This window comes from Peribacillus suis, assembly GCF_059384845.1.
The window spans coordinates 4,023,563-4,038,913 of record NZ_CM182019.1; the positions used below are offsets into that span (position 1 = coordinate 4,023,563).

18 protein-coding genes are annotated in these 15,351 nt (G+C 42.8%); all 18 read right to left on the minus strand.

From position 1 onward, the window contains the following. Window positions 1–19: 19 nt before the first annotated feature. Window positions 20–334, minus strand: coding sequence for an NADH-quinone oxidoreductase subunit NuoK (nuoK, locus tag AC503W_RS19680; protein WP_402870369.1), 315 nt, complete (start codon window positions 332–334; stop codon window positions 20–22). Then, window positions 331–855 (minus strand): NADH-quinone oxidoreductase subunit J, encoded by a 525-nt coding sequence (locus AC503W_RS19685; RefSeq protein WP_402870366.1) that lies wholly within the window; start codon window positions 853–855, stop codon window positions 331–333. Before AC503W_RS19685 ends, nuoK begins: the two co-directional genes overlap by 4 nt. Then, complete coding sequence (gene nuoI, locus AC503W_RS19690) at window positions 852–1,271, minus strand: NADH-quinone oxidoreductase subunit NuoI (protein WP_402870364.1); 420 nt, start codon at window positions 1,269–1,271, stop codon at window positions 852–854. Before nuoI ends, AC503W_RS19685 begins: the two co-directional genes overlap by 4 nt. Window positions 1,272–1,304: 33 nt before the next feature. After that, complete coding sequence (gene nuoH, locus AC503W_RS19695) at window positions 1,305–2,312, minus strand: NADH-quinone oxidoreductase subunit NuoH (RefSeq protein WP_427685924.1); 1,008 nt, start codon at window positions 2,310–2,312, stop codon at window positions 1,305–1,307. Next, window positions 2,313–3,413 carry an NADH-quinone oxidoreductase subunit D gene (locus AC503W_RS19700; protein WP_427685926.1) on the minus strand — a complete coding sequence of 367 codons (1,101 nt, stop codon included), beginning with the start codon at window positions 3,411–3,413 and terminating at the stop codon, window positions 2,313–2,315. It abuts the gene before it with no gap. A 4-nt stretch (window positions 3,414–3,417) separates the two neighbouring features. Further along, window positions 3,418–4,431, minus strand: coding sequence for an NADH-quinone oxidoreductase subunit C (locus AC503W_RS19705; RefSeq protein WP_427591711.1), 1,014 nt, complete (start codon window positions 4,429–4,431; stop codon window positions 3,418–3,420). After that, on the minus strand, window positions 4,432–4,908 hold the full coding sequence (locus AC503W_RS19710; RefSeq protein ID WP_402871312.1) for a NuoB/complex I 20 kDa subunit family protein: 477 nt from the start codon (window positions 4,906–4,908) through the stop codon (window positions 4,432–4,434). It lies immediately after the preceding gene. 26 nt (window positions 4,909–4,934) lie between these two features. Continuing rightward, window positions 4,935–5,309, minus strand: coding sequence for an NADH-quinone oxidoreductase subunit A (locus AC503W_RS19715; protein WP_402870349.1), 375 nt, complete (start codon window positions 5,307–5,309; stop codon window positions 4,935–4,937). Window positions 5,310–5,664: 355 nt separating this feature from the next. Beyond that, window positions 5,665–6,066, minus strand: a complete 402-nt coding sequence (locus AC503W_RS19720) for a F0F1 ATP synthase subunit epsilon (protein ID WP_402870346.1) — start codon at window positions 6,064–6,066, stop codon at window positions 5,665–5,667. Between the two features lie 24 nt (window positions 6,067–6,090). Next, on the minus strand, window positions 6,091–7,488 hold the full coding sequence (atpD, locus tag AC503W_RS19725) for a F0F1 ATP synthase subunit beta (protein ID WP_402870343.1): 1,398 nt from the start codon (window positions 7,486–7,488) through the stop codon (window positions 6,091–6,093). A gap of 87 nt (window positions 7,489–7,575) precedes the next feature. Then, the gene (locus AC503W_RS19730) at window positions 7,576–8,436 is read right to left on the minus strand and encodes a F0F1 ATP synthase subunit gamma (protein ID WP_427685929.1); all 861 of its coding nucleotides are present in this window, start codon (window positions 8,434–8,436) and stop codon (window positions 7,576–7,578) included. A gap of 37 nt (window positions 8,437–8,473) precedes the next feature. Beyond that, window positions 8,474–9,982, minus strand: coding sequence for a F0F1 ATP synthase subunit alpha (atpA, locus tag AC503W_RS19735; protein WP_402870337.1), 1,509 nt, complete (start codon window positions 9,980–9,982; stop codon window positions 8,474–8,476). Between the two features lie 24 nt (window positions 9,983–10,006). After that, on the minus strand, window positions 10,007–10,543 hold the full coding sequence (locus AC503W_RS19740; RefSeq protein WP_402954879.1) for a F0F1 ATP synthase subunit delta: 537 nt from the start codon (window positions 10,541–10,543) through the stop codon (window positions 10,007–10,009). Beyond that, complete coding sequence (gene atpF / locus AC503W_RS19745; protein ID WP_402870335.1) at window positions 10,540–11,061, minus strand: F0F1 ATP synthase subunit B; 522 nt, start codon at window positions 11,059–11,061, stop codon at window positions 10,540–10,542. Before atpF ends, AC503W_RS19740 begins: the two co-directional genes overlap by 4 nt. 168 nt (window positions 11,062–11,229) lie before the next feature. Next, on the minus strand, window positions 11,230–11,454 hold the full coding sequence (atpE, locus tag AC503W_RS19750) for a F0F1 ATP synthase subunit C (RefSeq protein WP_402870332.1): 225 nt from the start codon (window positions 11,452–11,454) through the stop codon (window positions 11,230–11,232). A 63-nt stretch (window positions 11,455–11,517) separates the two neighbouring features. Then, window positions 11,518–12,213 carry a F0F1 ATP synthase subunit A gene (gene atpB / locus AC503W_RS19755; protein ID WP_402870331.1) on the minus strand — a complete coding sequence of 232 codons (696 nt, stop codon included), beginning with the start codon at window positions 12,211–12,213 and terminating at the stop codon, window positions 11,518–11,520. A gap of 22 nt (window positions 12,214–12,235) precedes the next feature. Further along, the gene (locus AC503W_RS19760) at window positions 12,236–12,604 is read right to left on the minus strand and encodes an ATP synthase subunit I (protein ID WP_402870330.1); all 369 of its coding nucleotides are present in this window, start codon (window positions 12,602–12,604) and stop codon (window positions 12,236–12,238) included. Window positions 12,605–13,086: 482 nt separating this feature from the next. Then, window positions 13,087–15,312 (minus strand): S8 family serine peptidase, encoded by a 2,226-nt coding sequence (locus tag AC503W_RS19765; protein WP_402990486.1) that lies wholly within the window; start codon window positions 15,310–15,312, stop codon window positions 13,087–13,089. Window positions 15,313–15,351 lie beyond the last annotated feature (39 nt).

Consider the following 15,351-nt stretch of genomic DNA (forward strand, 5'->3'; position numbering starts at 1 on the left):
CCTTCATTTGTATGAACCGTCAATGCTTCATCGTATCCATTTCATCCACATTGACTGTTTTTCGATTTCGGTACAGAGCCATTAAAATGGCTAGCCCCACAGCCGCTTCGGCTGCAGCGATTGTAATCGTAAATAATGAAAACACCTGACCCGTAATAGACGGAGTTACCCCAAATTTACTGAAGGCAACCAGATTGACATTCGCGGCATTCAGCATCAGTTCAATCGATATCAAAACAATAACTGCATTTCTTTTCGTCAAGGCACCGTATAGCCCGATGCAAAATAAAACGAGTGCCAAGACGAGGTAAGCAGACAAGGGAACACCTGTCATAACTTTCCTCCCTCCTCTTCCTCATCATCTTTTTTTGCCAAGACTATGGCACCGACCAAAGCGACGAGCAGGAGCACGGAAAGCACTTCAAATGGAATCACATACTTTGAGAACAGCTCGATTCCGATTTGTTTCGTATTTTCCTCATGCAGGGTCGATGGCTGAACCGGTATATCCAGGTTGTAAATGCCTAGATAAACCACTAAGGCAAAGCCGGCAATTCCTAAGATCAAAAAGAACTTTCGCCAACCGTCCTTTGCCGGTTCCTCCTTTTCATGATGGCGCGTCAGCATGATTCCAAACAGCATCACGATCGTAATCGCCCCGGAATAGATGAGGATTTGTACGACAGCGACAAATTCCGCCGATAAAAGCAAGTAAATGCCTGCAATGCTTAGGAATGTAAAGACCAGTGCAACCACCATGTGCACCACTTTCGTTAACGTAATCAGCAGTACCCCGCCCACTATCGCGACGGTTGCCAAGCCGATAAAAGCAAGTAATTCACCAGACACACTCATACCTTATTCACCTTTCGAATATTCTCATCATTCTCATCCAACCACTCCAGATTTTTAAATAACTGATCCCGGCTATACTCAGCCAGTTCAAATTCGTTCGTCATCACGATTGCTTCGGTCGGACAAACCTCCGTGCATAAATCGCATAAAATGCATATTTCAAAATTGATGTCATAGGTATCGATGATCTTTCCTTTTTTCGTAGGATCTGGATGTCTTTTTCCCGTTAACTGAATGCAATCCGTCGGACAAATCGTCACGCACTGATTACAAACAATACACTTTTCAGGATAAAATTTTTGAATTCCCCGGAACCGATCAGGGAGTGGCAGTGGCTCATTCGGATAGTCATACGTCACCTTTTTCCGGGTCAGGTTCTTCAGCGTGTACGTTAGACCTTTTGCTAACCCCAGCATATGGATCCCCCACTTTCTGAAAATCTTTAACGTCTAAAATAGTTTGAATAGTTCTTTGAAAAGCGCAGTCAAAAATATATTGGCTAACGCTACGGGCAACAAGACCTTCCAACCAAACTCCATCAATTGGTCCACTCTTATCCGTGGAAACGTAACGCGAATCCAAACCAATACGTAAAAGACAAGACTAAACTTCAAGCCAAACCAGATGGCTCCTGGAATAAAATCCATAAACGGTATAGAATTCCATCCACCTAAAAATAATACAGTGGTTAACGTAGCCATTGCAAACATATAGACATATTCCGATAACATAAAGAAAGCCCAACGAAAGCCGGAATACTCGACATGGTAGCCTGAAACGAGCTCTGATTCCGCTTCTGGAAGATCAAAAGGTACCCGATTCAACTCGGCCACCGATGCGATAAAGAATACGAAGAATGCAATGGGCTGAAGGAAAATGAACCAAACTTTATCCTGAGCGGCAACTATTTCGTTCAGGTTTAGGCTCCCCGTCAAAAGGACGATTCCCACTACTGACATGACAAGCGGGATTTCATATGAAATCATTTGTGCCGCCGCGCGCATCCCGCCAATCAAAGAATACTTATTGTTGGATGCCCATCCAGCGGTCACGATGCCAATCGTCGATATGCCCGATACCGCCACATAATAAAGGAGGCCGACACCTATATCCGCAAATTGAAAAGCTTCTGTGAAAGGCAAGGTCGCCAGGACCATGAAAGCCGGAGCAAAGGCGATCACGGGAGCTAATATATACAGCGGTTTATCCGCTTTTTTCGGTATGGTGTCTTCCTTAATCAAAAGCTTTAAAACATCGGCAACGGTCTGTAAAAGCCCCCATTTACCCCCAAGTTGATTCGGACCCACCCGCATCTGCATGAACCCCATGATCTTCCGTTCCGAGAGGATGCCATAGGTGACAAACCCTAACACTACGAATAGGAGCAGGACCGCCAAGCCAAAGAAGATGCCAAAGTTGAGAAGGCTAGGAGCTGATTGAAGTAGATTGTGGATCATCTAGCCATCCACCTCCCCTAAAACGATGTCAATCGCCCCAAGTATCGTTATCAGATTCGCCATATTTTCCCCTTCAAGCAATTTGGGCAGGATTTGCAGATTATAAAAGGATGGTCGCCGGAATTTCAAACGGTACGGCTCCTTTTTCCCTTCACTCGCAATATAGCAGCCTATTTCCCCTCTTGGCGATTCGATTCGGACTAACGCCTCCCCTTTTGGGACCTTGATGATTTTCGGGACCTTGGCAAGGATCGGCCCCTCAGCAGGAAATTGCTTTACGGCCTGTTCCAGGATTTTCAAGGACTCTTCTATTTCTTCCATCCTGCAATGATAACGGGAAAAGGCATCACCTTCTTCACGGGTGGGTACATCGAATTGGAACCGGTCATAAATGGAGTAAGGCTCATCTTTTCTTAAATCAAATTTCACACCCGTACACCTTAAATTAGCGCCGCTCAATGAATAGGAAAGTGCATCTTCCTTTGAATAAACGCCCACACCCCTGACCCGGTTCATAAAAATCTCATTGCCTGTAACCAGTTGGTGGTACCCAGCCAGTTGCTCCCTCATGTAGGGGACAAACTCTGCCACCTTTTCTATCCAATCCTCCGGAGCGTCCCACTTCACGCCTCCAACCCTCATGTAATTAAACGTCAGCCGTGCCCCCGACAATTCGGTCAATAAATTGATGATCATTTCCCGTTCACGAAAGGCGTATAAAAAGGGACTTGTCGCTCCAATATCAAGTAAGTACGTTCCCCACCACACAAGGTGGCTGGCCACACGGCCCAACTCCATCGCGATAACACGCAAATATTCCGCGCGGTCAGGTACCTCCACCCCCATCATGGTTTCAACTGCATGGCAAAGTACATAATTATTAGTCATCGCCGCTAAGTAATCCAACCGATCGGTATAGGGGATGATCTGTGTATATTGCAGATTTTCAGCCAGCTTTTCCGTTCCCCGATGAAGATACCCAATGACTGGGGTGGCCTCTTTAATGATTTCACCGTCGATTTTGATGATAAGCCGGAACACGCCATGCGTACTGGGATGCTGTGGCCCGACATTAAGCAACATCTCTTCCGTCCGTAACATTGAGCTACACCTCCACGTCATAGGGCTGATAATCTTTACGAAGCGGATATCCAATCCAATCTTCTCCAAGCAAGATCCGCTTTAAATCCGGATGCCCTTGGAATACGATGCCGAGTAAGTCGTATGCCTCACACTCCGGCCAATTTGCTCCCGGCCATAAGGGCACCAACGACGGGACAGAAGGAGTATTCCTATCAAGTTTCACCTTCAGTGCAACTGAATGATTTATTAGAAAGGAGTACAGCTGTACATACATTTCCATATGGGTCTCAAAGTCGGTGCCATGCAACTCTGATAAGTACTGAAAACTTAACGTTTTATCATGGCGTAGAAAGTCTGCAATTTGGAAATATGTATCAGGTTTAGCTACCAAGGTGGGAATATCTTTGGAAAGGGTATTAATATAGTAATCTACTAGGACATCTTCTCCCAAATGCCGTTCAATGGCCTGAATAAGTTGATCGAGGATAGGTTGGTTGGGTGAAGGTGCTTCTGGGGTCGCTTCGGGACTTTCTTTTACAGTATTCTTTGCCTTTGCGGCCGCCGCTGCCTTTGCTTTTGCTGCAGCGATAGCTTTGGCCTTCGCCTTTTCGGGATCTTCTTCTTTATTGGTCGCTCCTTTCTTTTTGGCTAATGCAGCAGCCTTGGCCTTCGCTACGGCGGCTGCCTTCTGCTTTGCTATATCTAAGTTGTCTCCTCCCCCTTCTGTTCCGCTCTCTTTTGCCTGTTTTCGTGCCAGGGCTGCTGCTTTCGCTTTTGCCGCGGCGGCTGCCTTCTGCTTCGCTATATCTAGGTTGTCTTCTTCTCCTCCTTCTGTTCCGCTCTCTTTTGCCTGTTTTCGGGCTAGGGCGGCTGCTTTCGCTTTTGCTGCTGCGGCTGCCTTCTGCTTCGCTATATCTAGGTTGTCCTCTTCTGCTTCTGATTTACTCTCTTTTGCCTGCTTTCGGGCCTGGGCTGCTGCTTTCGCTTTTGCAGCGGCCTCCTTTTTCTGCTGAGCTAAGTCTTGCTCATCACTCATTTAAATCACCCGCTTTCCGGTTTTGGCTTCATATCTGATTTTTTCTTTCAATTTATTGATTCCGTAAATCAGTGCTGCCGGATTAGGAGGGCACCCAGGAATATAAACATCAACGGGCACAATCTGGTCTACCCCTTTAACGACTGAATAGGAATGGACATACGGGCCTCCAGCCGTTGCACAGGATCCCATTGCAATCACCCATTTCGGTTCTGGCATTTGGTCATATAGGCGCCTTAAAATAGGGGCCATTTTTTTCGTCACTGTGCCAGAAACGATCATGACATCCGATTGTCTCGGTGAAGTACGAAAAAAGGAACCAAATCGATCCAAATCATAATGGGAGGATCCCACCCCCATCATTTCAATGGCACAACATGCGAGCCCGAAAGTCATTGGCCATAATGAATTGCTTCTAGCCCACGCCTTTACTTGCTCAAGCGTGGATAAAAAGACACTTTGACGCATTTCTTCCATTTCTTCACGGGTGAGGTTATCTAATTTCAATTCCACTTTAACACCTTCTTTTTCCAAGCATAAATTAGGCCTAACAATAGGATAAGGACAAAAAATAGCATCTCAATCAGAGCAAACAATCCCAATTCATCATATGCAACCGCCCAAGGATAAAGAAAAACGGTTTCTACATCAAAGATGACGAACATCAATCCAAATAAATAATACCTGACATTGAACTGAACCCTGGAGTCCTGAAAAGGTTCCACTCCACTTTCGTAGGTCGTATATTTCATCTCATTCGGTTTATTTGGTCTAAGAAGCTTTCCAAGAAATAGTGCCACTAGTGGAAGTAAGATTCCTAAGCTGAGGAAAACGAATACAATTAAATAATTATTTTGGTAAATATGCAGCTGTCCCATGTCCATCACCCTTTATAGAAGAATCATGTTTAAATGGTACACTTGTCTTCATTTTAGGTAAGTAACCCCGTTTTAAAAAAGTATGCGGGTACACCTTTTTTTAGAAGCAATCTGATATTCCGAGACTACATCCAATAAATGTAAGTGTATACATTATAACATTCCGTAAAATGCAGTGTCATGGCTCAGCGAATCAAATAGGGAAATACTTTTCCTCCTAATCCGATAATATTTTATAATTGTCAACATCGTACTACATGATGTGACAACCGATTAATTCAATGTGGCCTTTTGCTAAAACATAAAAAAGCACCCCACTTTCCAAGTGGAAAGTGAGGTGCTTTTTCTTTGAAATTTATCGCATTTCTGCAATTTGAATCCGGTTTACAGCCCGTTTAAGTGCTAAATTAGCTCTTTTCGAGTCATTAGATCCATCATTGTTCTGCAATCTTTGTTCTGCACGTGTTTTTGCTGCTTGAGCACGTGCAAGATCGATAGTTTCAGCTCTTTCAGCAGATTGAGCTAAAATGGTTACCACATCAGGGCGAACTTCTAGGAAGCCACCATTTACAGCTACATAGTCTGTGTTGTTTCCATTTTTAAGACGAACAGCACCGATAGTAAGGGGAGCTACGGTTGGAACGTGTCCAGCCATAATTCCCAGCTCACCACTTTTAGCTTTCGTGCTTACCATTTCAACTTCTGCTTCATATACTGGGCCATCGGGAGTAACAACATTGACTTTAATGGTCTTCATTTCATTACCTCCTAGTTCCCTTAATTAAGCCATTTCTTTTGCTTTAGCAATAACTTCTTCGATACGGCCAACTAAACGGAATGCATCTTCAGGAAGCTCGTCATATTTTCCAGCTAGGATATCTTTGAATCCTTGAACTGTTTCTTTTACTGGTACGTAAGAACCTTTTTGACCAGTAAATTGTTCAGCCACGTGGAAGTTTTGTGACAAGAAGTTTTGGATTCTACGAGCACGAGCAACGATTACTTTCTCGTCTTCGCTTAATTCATCCATACCCAAGATTGCGATGATATCTTGAAGTTCTTTATATTTCTGTAATGTTGATTGTACTTGACGAGCAACATTATAGTGCTCTGCTCCAACAACCTCTGGGCTAAGCGCACGAGAAGAAGAAGCCAATGGATCAACCGCAGGGTAGATACCCATTTCAGAAAGTTTACGTTCAAGGTTAGTCGTTGCATCTAAGTGAGCGAAAGTTGTAGCTGGAGCCGGATCCGTATAGTCATCGGCAGGTACATAAATTGCTTGGATAGATGTAACAGAACCTTTATTAGTTGAAGTGATACGCTCTTGTAATTGACCCATTTCTGTAGCAAGGGTAGGTTGGTAACCAACCGCTGAAGGCATACGTCCTAGTAGGGCAGAAACCTCAGAACCTGCTTGAGTGAAACGGAAGATGTTATCGATGAAGAAAAGAACGTCTTGTCCTTGTTCGTCACGGAAATATTCAGCCATTGTCAAACCACTAAGAGCTACACGCATACGTGCACCTGGTGGCTCATTCATTTGTCCGAATACCATCGCTGTTTTCTTAATAACACCAGAGTCAGTCATCTCGTAGAAAAGGTCATTCCCTTCACGAGTACGCTCACCTACACCAGCGAATACGGAAATACCACCGTGTTCTTGGGCGATGTTGTTAATAAGTTCTTGGATAAGTACAGTTTTACCAACACCGGCTCCACCGAAGAGACCGATTTTACCACCTTTGATGTAAGGTGCAAGTAAATCTACTACTTTGATACCAGTTTCAAGGATTTCAACTTGTGTTGAAAGTTCCTCAAAAGTTGGTGCTTGTCTGTGAATTGGATCACGACGTACATCTGCTGTAAGTGGATCAAATAGATCGATATTTTCCCCTAATACGTTGAAAACGCGACCTAGAGTTACATCACCTACAGGAACGGAAATCGGTGCTCCTGTATCAAGTGCTTCTGCACCACGAGTTAAACCGTCCGTGGAAGACATTGCAACAGTACGAACTGTATTATCACCTAGTTGAAGGGCTACTTCGAGAGTTAGTCCTGTACCAGACGCTTTATTTTCGATTCTTAACGCGTTATAGATCTTAGGAAGTTGTCCGTCTTCGAATTTCACGTCAACAACCGGACCCATAACTTGAGTAACGCGTCCTATATTCATCGTTTTCCCTCCTTACGTTGCTTATAACGACTATCATATTTATGGAACGGCCAAGCATCGTCCGCCGGACCGCCCCCATCATTACATCTATTCTAAAGCAGCTGCGCCACCGACAATTTCAGTAATTTCTTGAGTGATTGCGGCTTGACGTGCACGGTTATATTGCAATGAAAGTGAATCGATCAATTCTTTCGCATTGTCGGTTGCATTTTTCATTGCTGTCATACGTGCAGAGTGCTCACTTGCTTTACCATCTAACAATGCACCATAAATTAAACTTTCAGCGTACTGAGGAAGTAAAACCTCAAGAATTTCTTCCGCATTCGGTTCAAATTCATAAGATGTCAATTTAGCATTGGAAGTATCAAAGTCCGATAACGGAAGGACTTGCTTTTCCGTTACGTCCTGTTGGATTGGGCTGACATAATGGTTATAGTACATATAAAGCTCATCACACAGTTCATTTAGATACAAATTCACTGTCGATTTAGCAAGTGTGTTGATGTCAGCGAAAGACGGCTGATCAGGAACACCTATTACTTCAAGCTCTACATGCATGCCACGGCTGACAAAGAAATCACGGCCAACCCTTCCGATTGCGATAATGACAAACTCATCATTGGATTTATGGCGTTCAAGAATTGTTTTATGAACTTGACGAAGGACGCTACTGTTGTATGCCCCTGCCAAACCACGGTCCGATGTGATCACCAGGTAACCGGTTTTCTTCACTGGACGCTTGGCAAGCATTGGATGAGATGCATCCGCGCTTCCGTTCGCAATACTAGATACTACTTCTTGAATTTTTTCCATATATGGAACATATGCTTTAGCATTAGCTTCCGCACGGTTCATTTTTGAAGCGGATACCATTTGCATCGCTTTTGTAATTTGACTCGTCTTTTTCGTTGAAGTTATCCGAGACTTAATATCGCGTAAAGAGGCCATTCATTCTCACCACCCTTTAAAAATTATTTAGACCTTATTATTCAGAAATAACGAAGTTCTTTTTGAATTCGTTAATAGCAGCAACCATAGCAGCGTCTTCAGGAAGACCTTTTGTTGTGCGAATGTGATCTAATAATTCTGGATGAGAACGATCTAGGAACACATAGTATTCTTCTTCGAAACGAAGGATATCCGAAACCGGAATATCATCTAGGAAGCCTTTTGTTAATGCGTAGAAAATCATAACTTGTTTTTCTACTTTAATTGGTTTATTCAAATCTTGTTTAAGAACTTCAACTGTACGAGCACCACGGTTAAGTTTAGCTTGAGTAGCAGCATCAAGGTCAGATCCGAATTGAGAGAATGCTTCTAATTCGCGATAAGAAGCCAAGTCAAGACGTAATGTACCGGCAACTTTTTTCATCGCTTTAATTTGCGCAGATCCACCAACACGTGATACGGAAAGACCAGCGTTAATCGCAGGACGTACACCTGAGAAGAACAAATCAGATTGTAAGAAGATTTGTCCATCAGTGATGGAAATAACGTTTGTTGGAATGTATGCAGAAATGTCGCCTGCTTGTGTTTCAACAAATGGTAGTGCAGTGATTGAACCAGCACCTAAAGTGTCGTTCAATTTAGCAGCACGTTCAAGTAAACGTGAATGCAAGTAGAATACATCCCCTGGGAATGCTTCACGACCTGGAGGACGGCGAAGCAGCAAGGAAAGTTCGCGGTATGCAGATGCTTGTTTAGAAAGATCATCGTAAACCACTAGAACGTGCTTGCCTGAGAACATGAATTCTTCAGCCATAGTTACACCAGCATAAGGAGCTAGGTATAATAGTGGAGCTGGTTGAGAAGCTGATGCAGATACAACGATTGTGTAATCTAGAGCACCATTCTTACGTAGTGTTTCAACTGTTCCACGAACTGTTGATTCTTTTTGACCGATAGCTACGTAGATACAAATCATATCTTGGTCAGCTTGGTTCAAGATTGTATCGATTGCAACTGATGTTTTACCAGTTTGACGGTCACCGATGATTAACTCACGTTGTCCACGTCCGATTGGAACAAGAGCATCGATTGCTTTAATACCTGTTTGTAGTGGTTCATGAACGGATTTACGGTCCATAACACCTGTAGCAGGACTTTCGATTGGGCGAGTTTTTGTAGTAGCGATTGGACCAAGACCATCAATAGGTTGTCCAAGCGGGTTTACAACACGTCCGATTAATTCTTCTCCAACTGGTACTTCCATGATTCTGCCCGTACGGCGTACTTCACTGCCTTCTTGAATATCTCTGAAAGGTCCAAGAATAACAACACCTACGTTATTTTGCTCAAGGTTTTGTGCTAATCCCATTGAACCATTAGAAAATTCTAAGAGCTCCCCAGCCATTGCATTATCTAAACCATGAACGCGAGCGATACCATCACCAACAGTGATAACTGTACCTACATCGCTTACTTTAATTTCCGACTGATAGTTTTCAATCTGCTTTTTAATCAGCGCACTGATTTCTTCAGCTTTGATGCTCATGAATTTCACCCCTATCTGTGAATATTAACCTAATAGTTGTTTGCTTAGGCGATCAAGCTTACCGCTAATCGTTCCGTCATAAATACGGTTACCGATTTGAAGTTTGATGCCGCCAAGAATATTGCTATCCGTAACATTAGTGATGCGTAAATGTTTTTTGCCGATTTTTGCAGCAAAAGATGAAGACACAGCTTCCATTTCGTTTTCAGTTAATGGACGTACTGTATAGACTGTAGCGTCTGCCACTGAATTTTCTTCATTCGCAAGTTCTATAAACTCTTGTGCCATGGCAGGTACTTCATCTGTACGATGACGTTCTACCATTAACAGTACAGTGTTTAGAATGGAAGGAGAAATGCTTGTAAAAGCATTGATAAGTACAGTACGCTTAGCATCTTTAGTCATTTTAGGATGAGCTAAAAAGCTTAATAGCTCATTATCGTTTGTAAAAACTTCATTCACTACGCGAAGTTCAGCTTCAAGTTGGTTAATGAGATTTTGCTCTTTCGCAATTTGGAAAAGGGCAACGGCATAACGTTTTGCTACTGTTATATCGCTCATTTACCTTCTCCTGCCTCTTGAATGTATTCATTAATCAATTGCTCTTGATCAGCTTCAGATAGTTCTTTTTCAATTACTTTAGAAGCAATAAGAACGGATAAAGATGCCACTTGCTCGCGTAATGCATTGATGGCTTTTTCTTTTTCCTGTACGATTTCACGCTTCGCTGATTCTTTCACACGATCAGCCTCAAGACGTGCTTGTTTCACGATATCTTCACGCTGCGCTTCACCTTGAAGTTTTGCATTTTCGATAAGTTGTCCAGCTTCAGTGCGAGATTGCTTAACGATCTCACGTTGTTCTTCTAAATATTTAAGTGCTTCTTGTCTGCTAGCTTCAGCTGCTTGAATTTCATTTGCAACGTGTTCTTCACGTTGAGTCATGATGCCCATTAGAGGACCCCATGCAAATTTCTTCAGCAACGCTAACAAAATAATAAACATAACTAATTGGAAAATCATATCTCCGCCATTGAAGCCGGCAGTTGATGACCCAAGTACAAAGCTGCTTGTTAACACGCTTGGTTCACTCCCTTCACGAGTTTCACTTCTTAAGCGTTCATTTATAAATGAACTTTTAGAAAACTGTGCTCTTAAAATGTATTAAAACAGGATTGTGGACATAAAGGAAAGGCGAAGGTTCACATGGAACGAACTTCGCCATTTTTGAACTTTTTAAAGGTTCTATTAACTACCGTATACCATGAATGCGATAACTACTGCGATGATAGGCATCGCCTCAACTAAACCTACCCCGATGAACATTGTAGTTTGAAGCATACCGCGAGCTTCTGGTTGACGAGCGATACCTTCTACTGTTCTTGAAACGATAAGACCATTACCAATACCAGCACCTAGTGCTGCTAAACCAATTGCGATTGCTGCTGCAAGAAGACCTACTGAACCTGTCATTATAAATATCCTCCTTAAAATTGTATCAAAATTTTATTATTTCAGTTCAAAATGAACTTATAATTAATGGTCGTCACTGACTTTATGAGACAGATAAACCATTGTTAACGTAACAAAGATAAATGCTTGGATACTGCCGACGAAAATACTATAGCCTTGCCATACTAAAGTAGGAACGATCGCTCCGACAAAACCTAGAGCTCCACTCATAGCTAAAGAACCAGCTAATAGACTTAATAAAACCTCACCAGCATAAATATTACCATACAGACGCAGACCAAGTGTCAAGGAATTGGTAAATTCCTCTACGAAAGTCATTGGGTTTTTATAAGCTTTGAAATAACCCTTCGCGCCTTTCATTTTTATAGCATAATAATGCGTTAAACCTAGGACCATGACTGCAAGAGTCAATGTGATAACTGGGTCGGCTGTTGGTGATTTCCACCAAAGGACACCATCGTAACTAATTGCAAATGGAAGACCGAGCATATTGGACACAAAAATGTACATCAGCAAAGTCATACCAAGCAGTTGAAACTGACCACCTGTTCTCCAGTCCATGTTACTATTGATAATACCCTTAACGAAATCCATAATCCATTCCATGAAATTCTGCATGCCAGTTGGCTTCATCGCAAGTTTGCGTGTGCTAATTACTGCAAGGATAAATACAACCAGGCTTGCTATCGTTATCATTAGGACATTACTTAAGTTAAAGGTTAGACCCATAAATTCATGTAAGGGTGCTTCATGATTCAACTATATTCACCTCTCTTCCCCGCTATCGACGTATTAATTGGATGAAAAAATCTATAAAAATGACAATATAAGCTGTCATTAATCCCCATACAACACTAATCAGATGAAAATGCTCCGGATATTCCAATGCAACGAGTACCGCAAAACCTGCGGATGCCATTCGTGTCAATGTACCAAGAGATTTGACTTTTTTGCCCTCATCAAGCGCTCGACTGAATTTCTTGATTTTTTGATTGATCAGCCATAAATTATATAAACTCAAAATCGTACCCAGTATAAGCCCCGCAAACACGGCTTGGTAACTCGTAAGTCCCCATCCAACAACATAAACCGCCAGAAGATAAACTATATATTTACTCTGCCTGTTGAACATGATTTTTATTTCTGGCATTTTACATTTAATCTCCTGAGAAATATTTTCGTACTGAATGGAGCATTGCTTGTAAACTAACTGACGCAAGTTCACAAAGAAGGCCAATTATTATAATTGCAGCGGTTCGAATCATAGTTCGTCCATTCATTTCCCTTAGAAGGTGAAATGGATTGACAAAAGATCCGACTAGTTGAGAAAGAATCGCTGACATCAAAACAACAGCCCCTGCCATAAAGGAAGGCAATTCTTTTGATGCAAAGTTGCATCCTCGCGGTTGAATTTGGTGGAGGATAGAAAAAAAATCCATGCTGTAAAATTCTGCATGTCGGGCATTTGAAAACCCTCTCATTTTACATCCTTAGTTAGCATACAATAGGCTAGAATCAATGTCAATGTGTCGTTAGTGAAATTTGTCACAGGTTTGTAAATATTACTGAATTGTTCACAGAATATCTTTTTTTGACTATTGACATCAGTTTTATTTTACACATCTGTCATGTTCACTCAATAAGTAACGTCTTTTCTATCCGATCTTCCCTTCCACCCCTCCTCGCAAAGATAATCGCTTTATATACTCCATTGGGTGGTAAATCCTTTTTGAAAATGGTTTTTTTCGTCATACCGGATGAAGCTGGTCTGGACCAATCCATGAACCCCGCAAATCTCAGACTATCTGCCTCATAGAGTGCAATCCCGAATTCCTCTGCTCCACGAGGGAGATACATTTCATAACGGTACGTACTGGCTTGATCTCCTTTTCCGAATTCAAATCCCATCACCCTTGGGTAATCGGGCTCTTCTTTTACATATAAATAAGGGAGCGATATTTTCTTATTACCTTCCATTATCAAGAGATAGCCATCATACACACCCTTACTAAGTTTCTCTGGACTTACTTGAAGCCCCAATTGCACTTCCTTCTTTTCCCCAGGGTTTAAAGTAAGGGATTGTGGCAAATCCCAATTCAGCCCTTTTTCTTGTAAAGGAACGATCATCGTGTACCTTTTTTTATTCTTTCCTGTATTTTCAAGAATCAATGCTTGTTGGTGCTCCTCGATACCATCCCTTTTAGTGTACATTCCAAATGATAAGGAACTCGGGTATAAGAGTGTATCCGCTTTTATCGCTTCATCAATTTGGATTCGCCCTGCCCCTTGCTCATAGGTATGGTACAAATGCTGAACGGATTTACTTAATGGCTTGGACGTGCTCATCAATGCAGACTTCACTTGTTCGGGTGTCCAGTTCGGGTGCTTTTGCAAGATAAGTGCACATGCTCCGGCTACATGCGGAGCGGACATGCTCGTTCCCGCTAGAGCCATGTACCCTTTTGGAATTGTGCTCGTGATTTCCACTCCTGGGGCAAGCACATCTGGTTTAATATCCCATGAAACCGTCACAGGACCTCTTGAGCTAAAATCAGCCAGCCTATCTTGTTCCTTCTTGTTTACAAAGTGAACTTTTCCATGTGCTTGACCTTCCAAATCCTTTTTAAGGCGTAACCCATGTTTTCTTTTAATAGAAGCAACTGGTATTCTCATCTCTTTCTCCAGGCTACCTGTGAACATACCATTTGTATTATTAAAGATGATGACGCCCTTGGCCCCAGCCTTCTCAGCATTGGTCGCTTTTTCTTGAAAAGTGAGTACTCCGCGCTCCATTAAAACAATCTTATCCTTCGCCCTCTTTAGGTCACTTTCCTCCCCAATACCCCCATACATGATATCTTCCGAAAAGGTCAGATTCCATTTTTTCGACCCTTGCAACAAGGTTAAATCTGATTGATAGTGGTTTGAACCAAGCCCGTATTCCATAACAGGCACTTTCAAAGGAGGAGTCGAGGCCCCGACGGATATCGCTTTCTCCGCCGTTCCGGGTGATCCGACCGTCCATACGGCCGGACCTGAATTACCATTGGATGTGACAGCAACAATTCCGGATTCCACCGCCTTATTTAGTGCAAGTGAAATCGGTAAATCAGGTCCGTTAATATCATTCCCAAGAGAAAGATTCAAAACATCGACTTTATCCTTGATGGCCGACTCGACGGCCGCCAAAACTTGCTCAGTATCTCCTGCCCCGCCAGGTCCTAATGCACGGTAAGCATAGATTTCAGCTTCCGGAGCCACTCCCCTCATCTTGCCATTTGCGGCAATGATGCCAGCCACATGAGTTCCATGAATCGTGTTCATTTCCCCCTGATTCGTTGTCTCCATCGGGTCAGAATCGTCATCCACTAAGTCCTTTCCGCCTCTGTACGCATGCTGTAAATCCGGATGGGTATAATCCATTCCCGTATCGATAATACCGACCTTCACTCCTTTTCCAGTTATACGACGATGTTTCTGATCGAAAAAGCTCCTTACCCGATCGCCGCCAATATATGGGACGCTTTCATCAAGCGCCGGATGATATTTTGACACTTCCGAAACAGCTTGAATATGATCCTCCTTCCAAAGCCGCTTAACCTCCTCCCTGTTCCCCTGTACGGAAAATCCGTCAAGGGCGACCGTAAAAACATTGCGCAGATTCAATGATGGATATTTAGAAAGTACCTTTATAATCTCCCTATTGCTTAGCGGTCGATCCGTCGTGACAACAGCCCTAACTTTTTTGGATTCAGCCGTTTTGGGTAGGGGGGGCAGTATGACAGACGCCACTCCCCTTTCAATCGGAAGGGGGAATGTGGATAAAAAAATAAATATACCTATAATGATTGCTCTCATTTTTGTGCACCCTCCTTCCCCATTATCTTCTTCTCAACG

Bases quoted from the DNA above. Each gene is read 5' to 3' on its own strand.
- atpE (WP_402870332.1), bottom strand. From the start codon at position 11,454: ATGACAGGTTCAGTAGGTCTTCTTGCAGCAGCAATCGCAATTGGTTTA.
- AC503W_RS19715 (WP_402870349.1), bottom strand. From the start codon at position 5,309: ATGGGACAGCTGCATATTTACCAAAATAATTATTTAATTGTATTCGTT.
- AC503W_RS19700 (WP_427685926.1), bottom strand. From the start codon at position 3,413: ATGTTACGGACGGAAGAGATGTTGCTTAATGTCGGGCCACAGCATCCC.
- AC503W_RS19730 (WP_427685929.1), bottom strand. From the start codon at position 8,436: ATGGCCTCTTTACGCGATATTAAGTCTCGGATAACTTCAACGAAAAAG.
- AC503W_RS19760 (WP_402870330.1), bottom strand. From the start codon at position 12,604: ATGCCAGAAATAAAAATCATGTTCAACAGGCAGAGTAAATATATAGTT.
- AC503W_RS19765 (WP_402990486.1), bottom strand. From the start codon at position 15,312: ATGAGAGCAATCATTATAGGTATATTTATTTTTTTATCCACATTCCCC.
- AC503W_RS19740 (WP_402954879.1), bottom strand. From the start codon at position 10,543: ATGAGCGATATAACAGTAGCAAAACGTTATGCCGTTGCCCTTTTCCAA.
- nuoI (WP_402870364.1), bottom strand. From the start codon at position 1,271: ATGCTGGGGTTAGCAAAAGGTCTAACGTACACGCTGAAGAACCTGACC.
- AC503W_RS19685 (WP_402870366.1), bottom strand. From the start codon at position 855: ATGAGTGTGTCTGGTGAATTACTTGCTTTTATCGGCTTGGCAACCGTC.
- AC503W_RS19705 (WP_427591711.1), bottom strand. From the start codon at position 4,431: ATGAGTGATGAGCAAGACTTAGCTCAGCAGAAAAAGGAGGCCGCTGCA.
- atpA (WP_402870337.1), bottom strand. From the start codon at position 9,982: ATGAGCATCAAAGCTGAAGAAATCAGTGCGCTGATTAAAAAGCAGATT.
- atpD (WP_402870343.1), bottom strand. From the start codon at position 7,488: ATGAATATAGGACGCGTTACTCAAGTTATGGGTCCGGTTGTTGACGTG.
- AC503W_RS19720 (WP_402870346.1), bottom strand. From the start codon at position 6,066: ATGAAGACCATTAAAGTCAATGTTGTTACTCCCGATGGCCCAGTATAT.
- nuoH (WP_427685924.1), bottom strand. From the start codon at position 2,312: ATGATCCACAATCTACTTCAATCAGCTCCTAGCCTTCTCAACTTTGGC.
- nuoK (WP_402870369.1), bottom strand. From the start codon at position 334: ATGACAGGTGTTCCCTTGTCTGCTTACCTCGTCTTGGCACTCGTTTTA.
- AC503W_RS19710 (WP_402871312.1), bottom strand. From the start codon at position 4,908: ATGGAAGAAATGCGTCAAAGTGTCTTTTTATCCACGCTTGAGCAAGTA.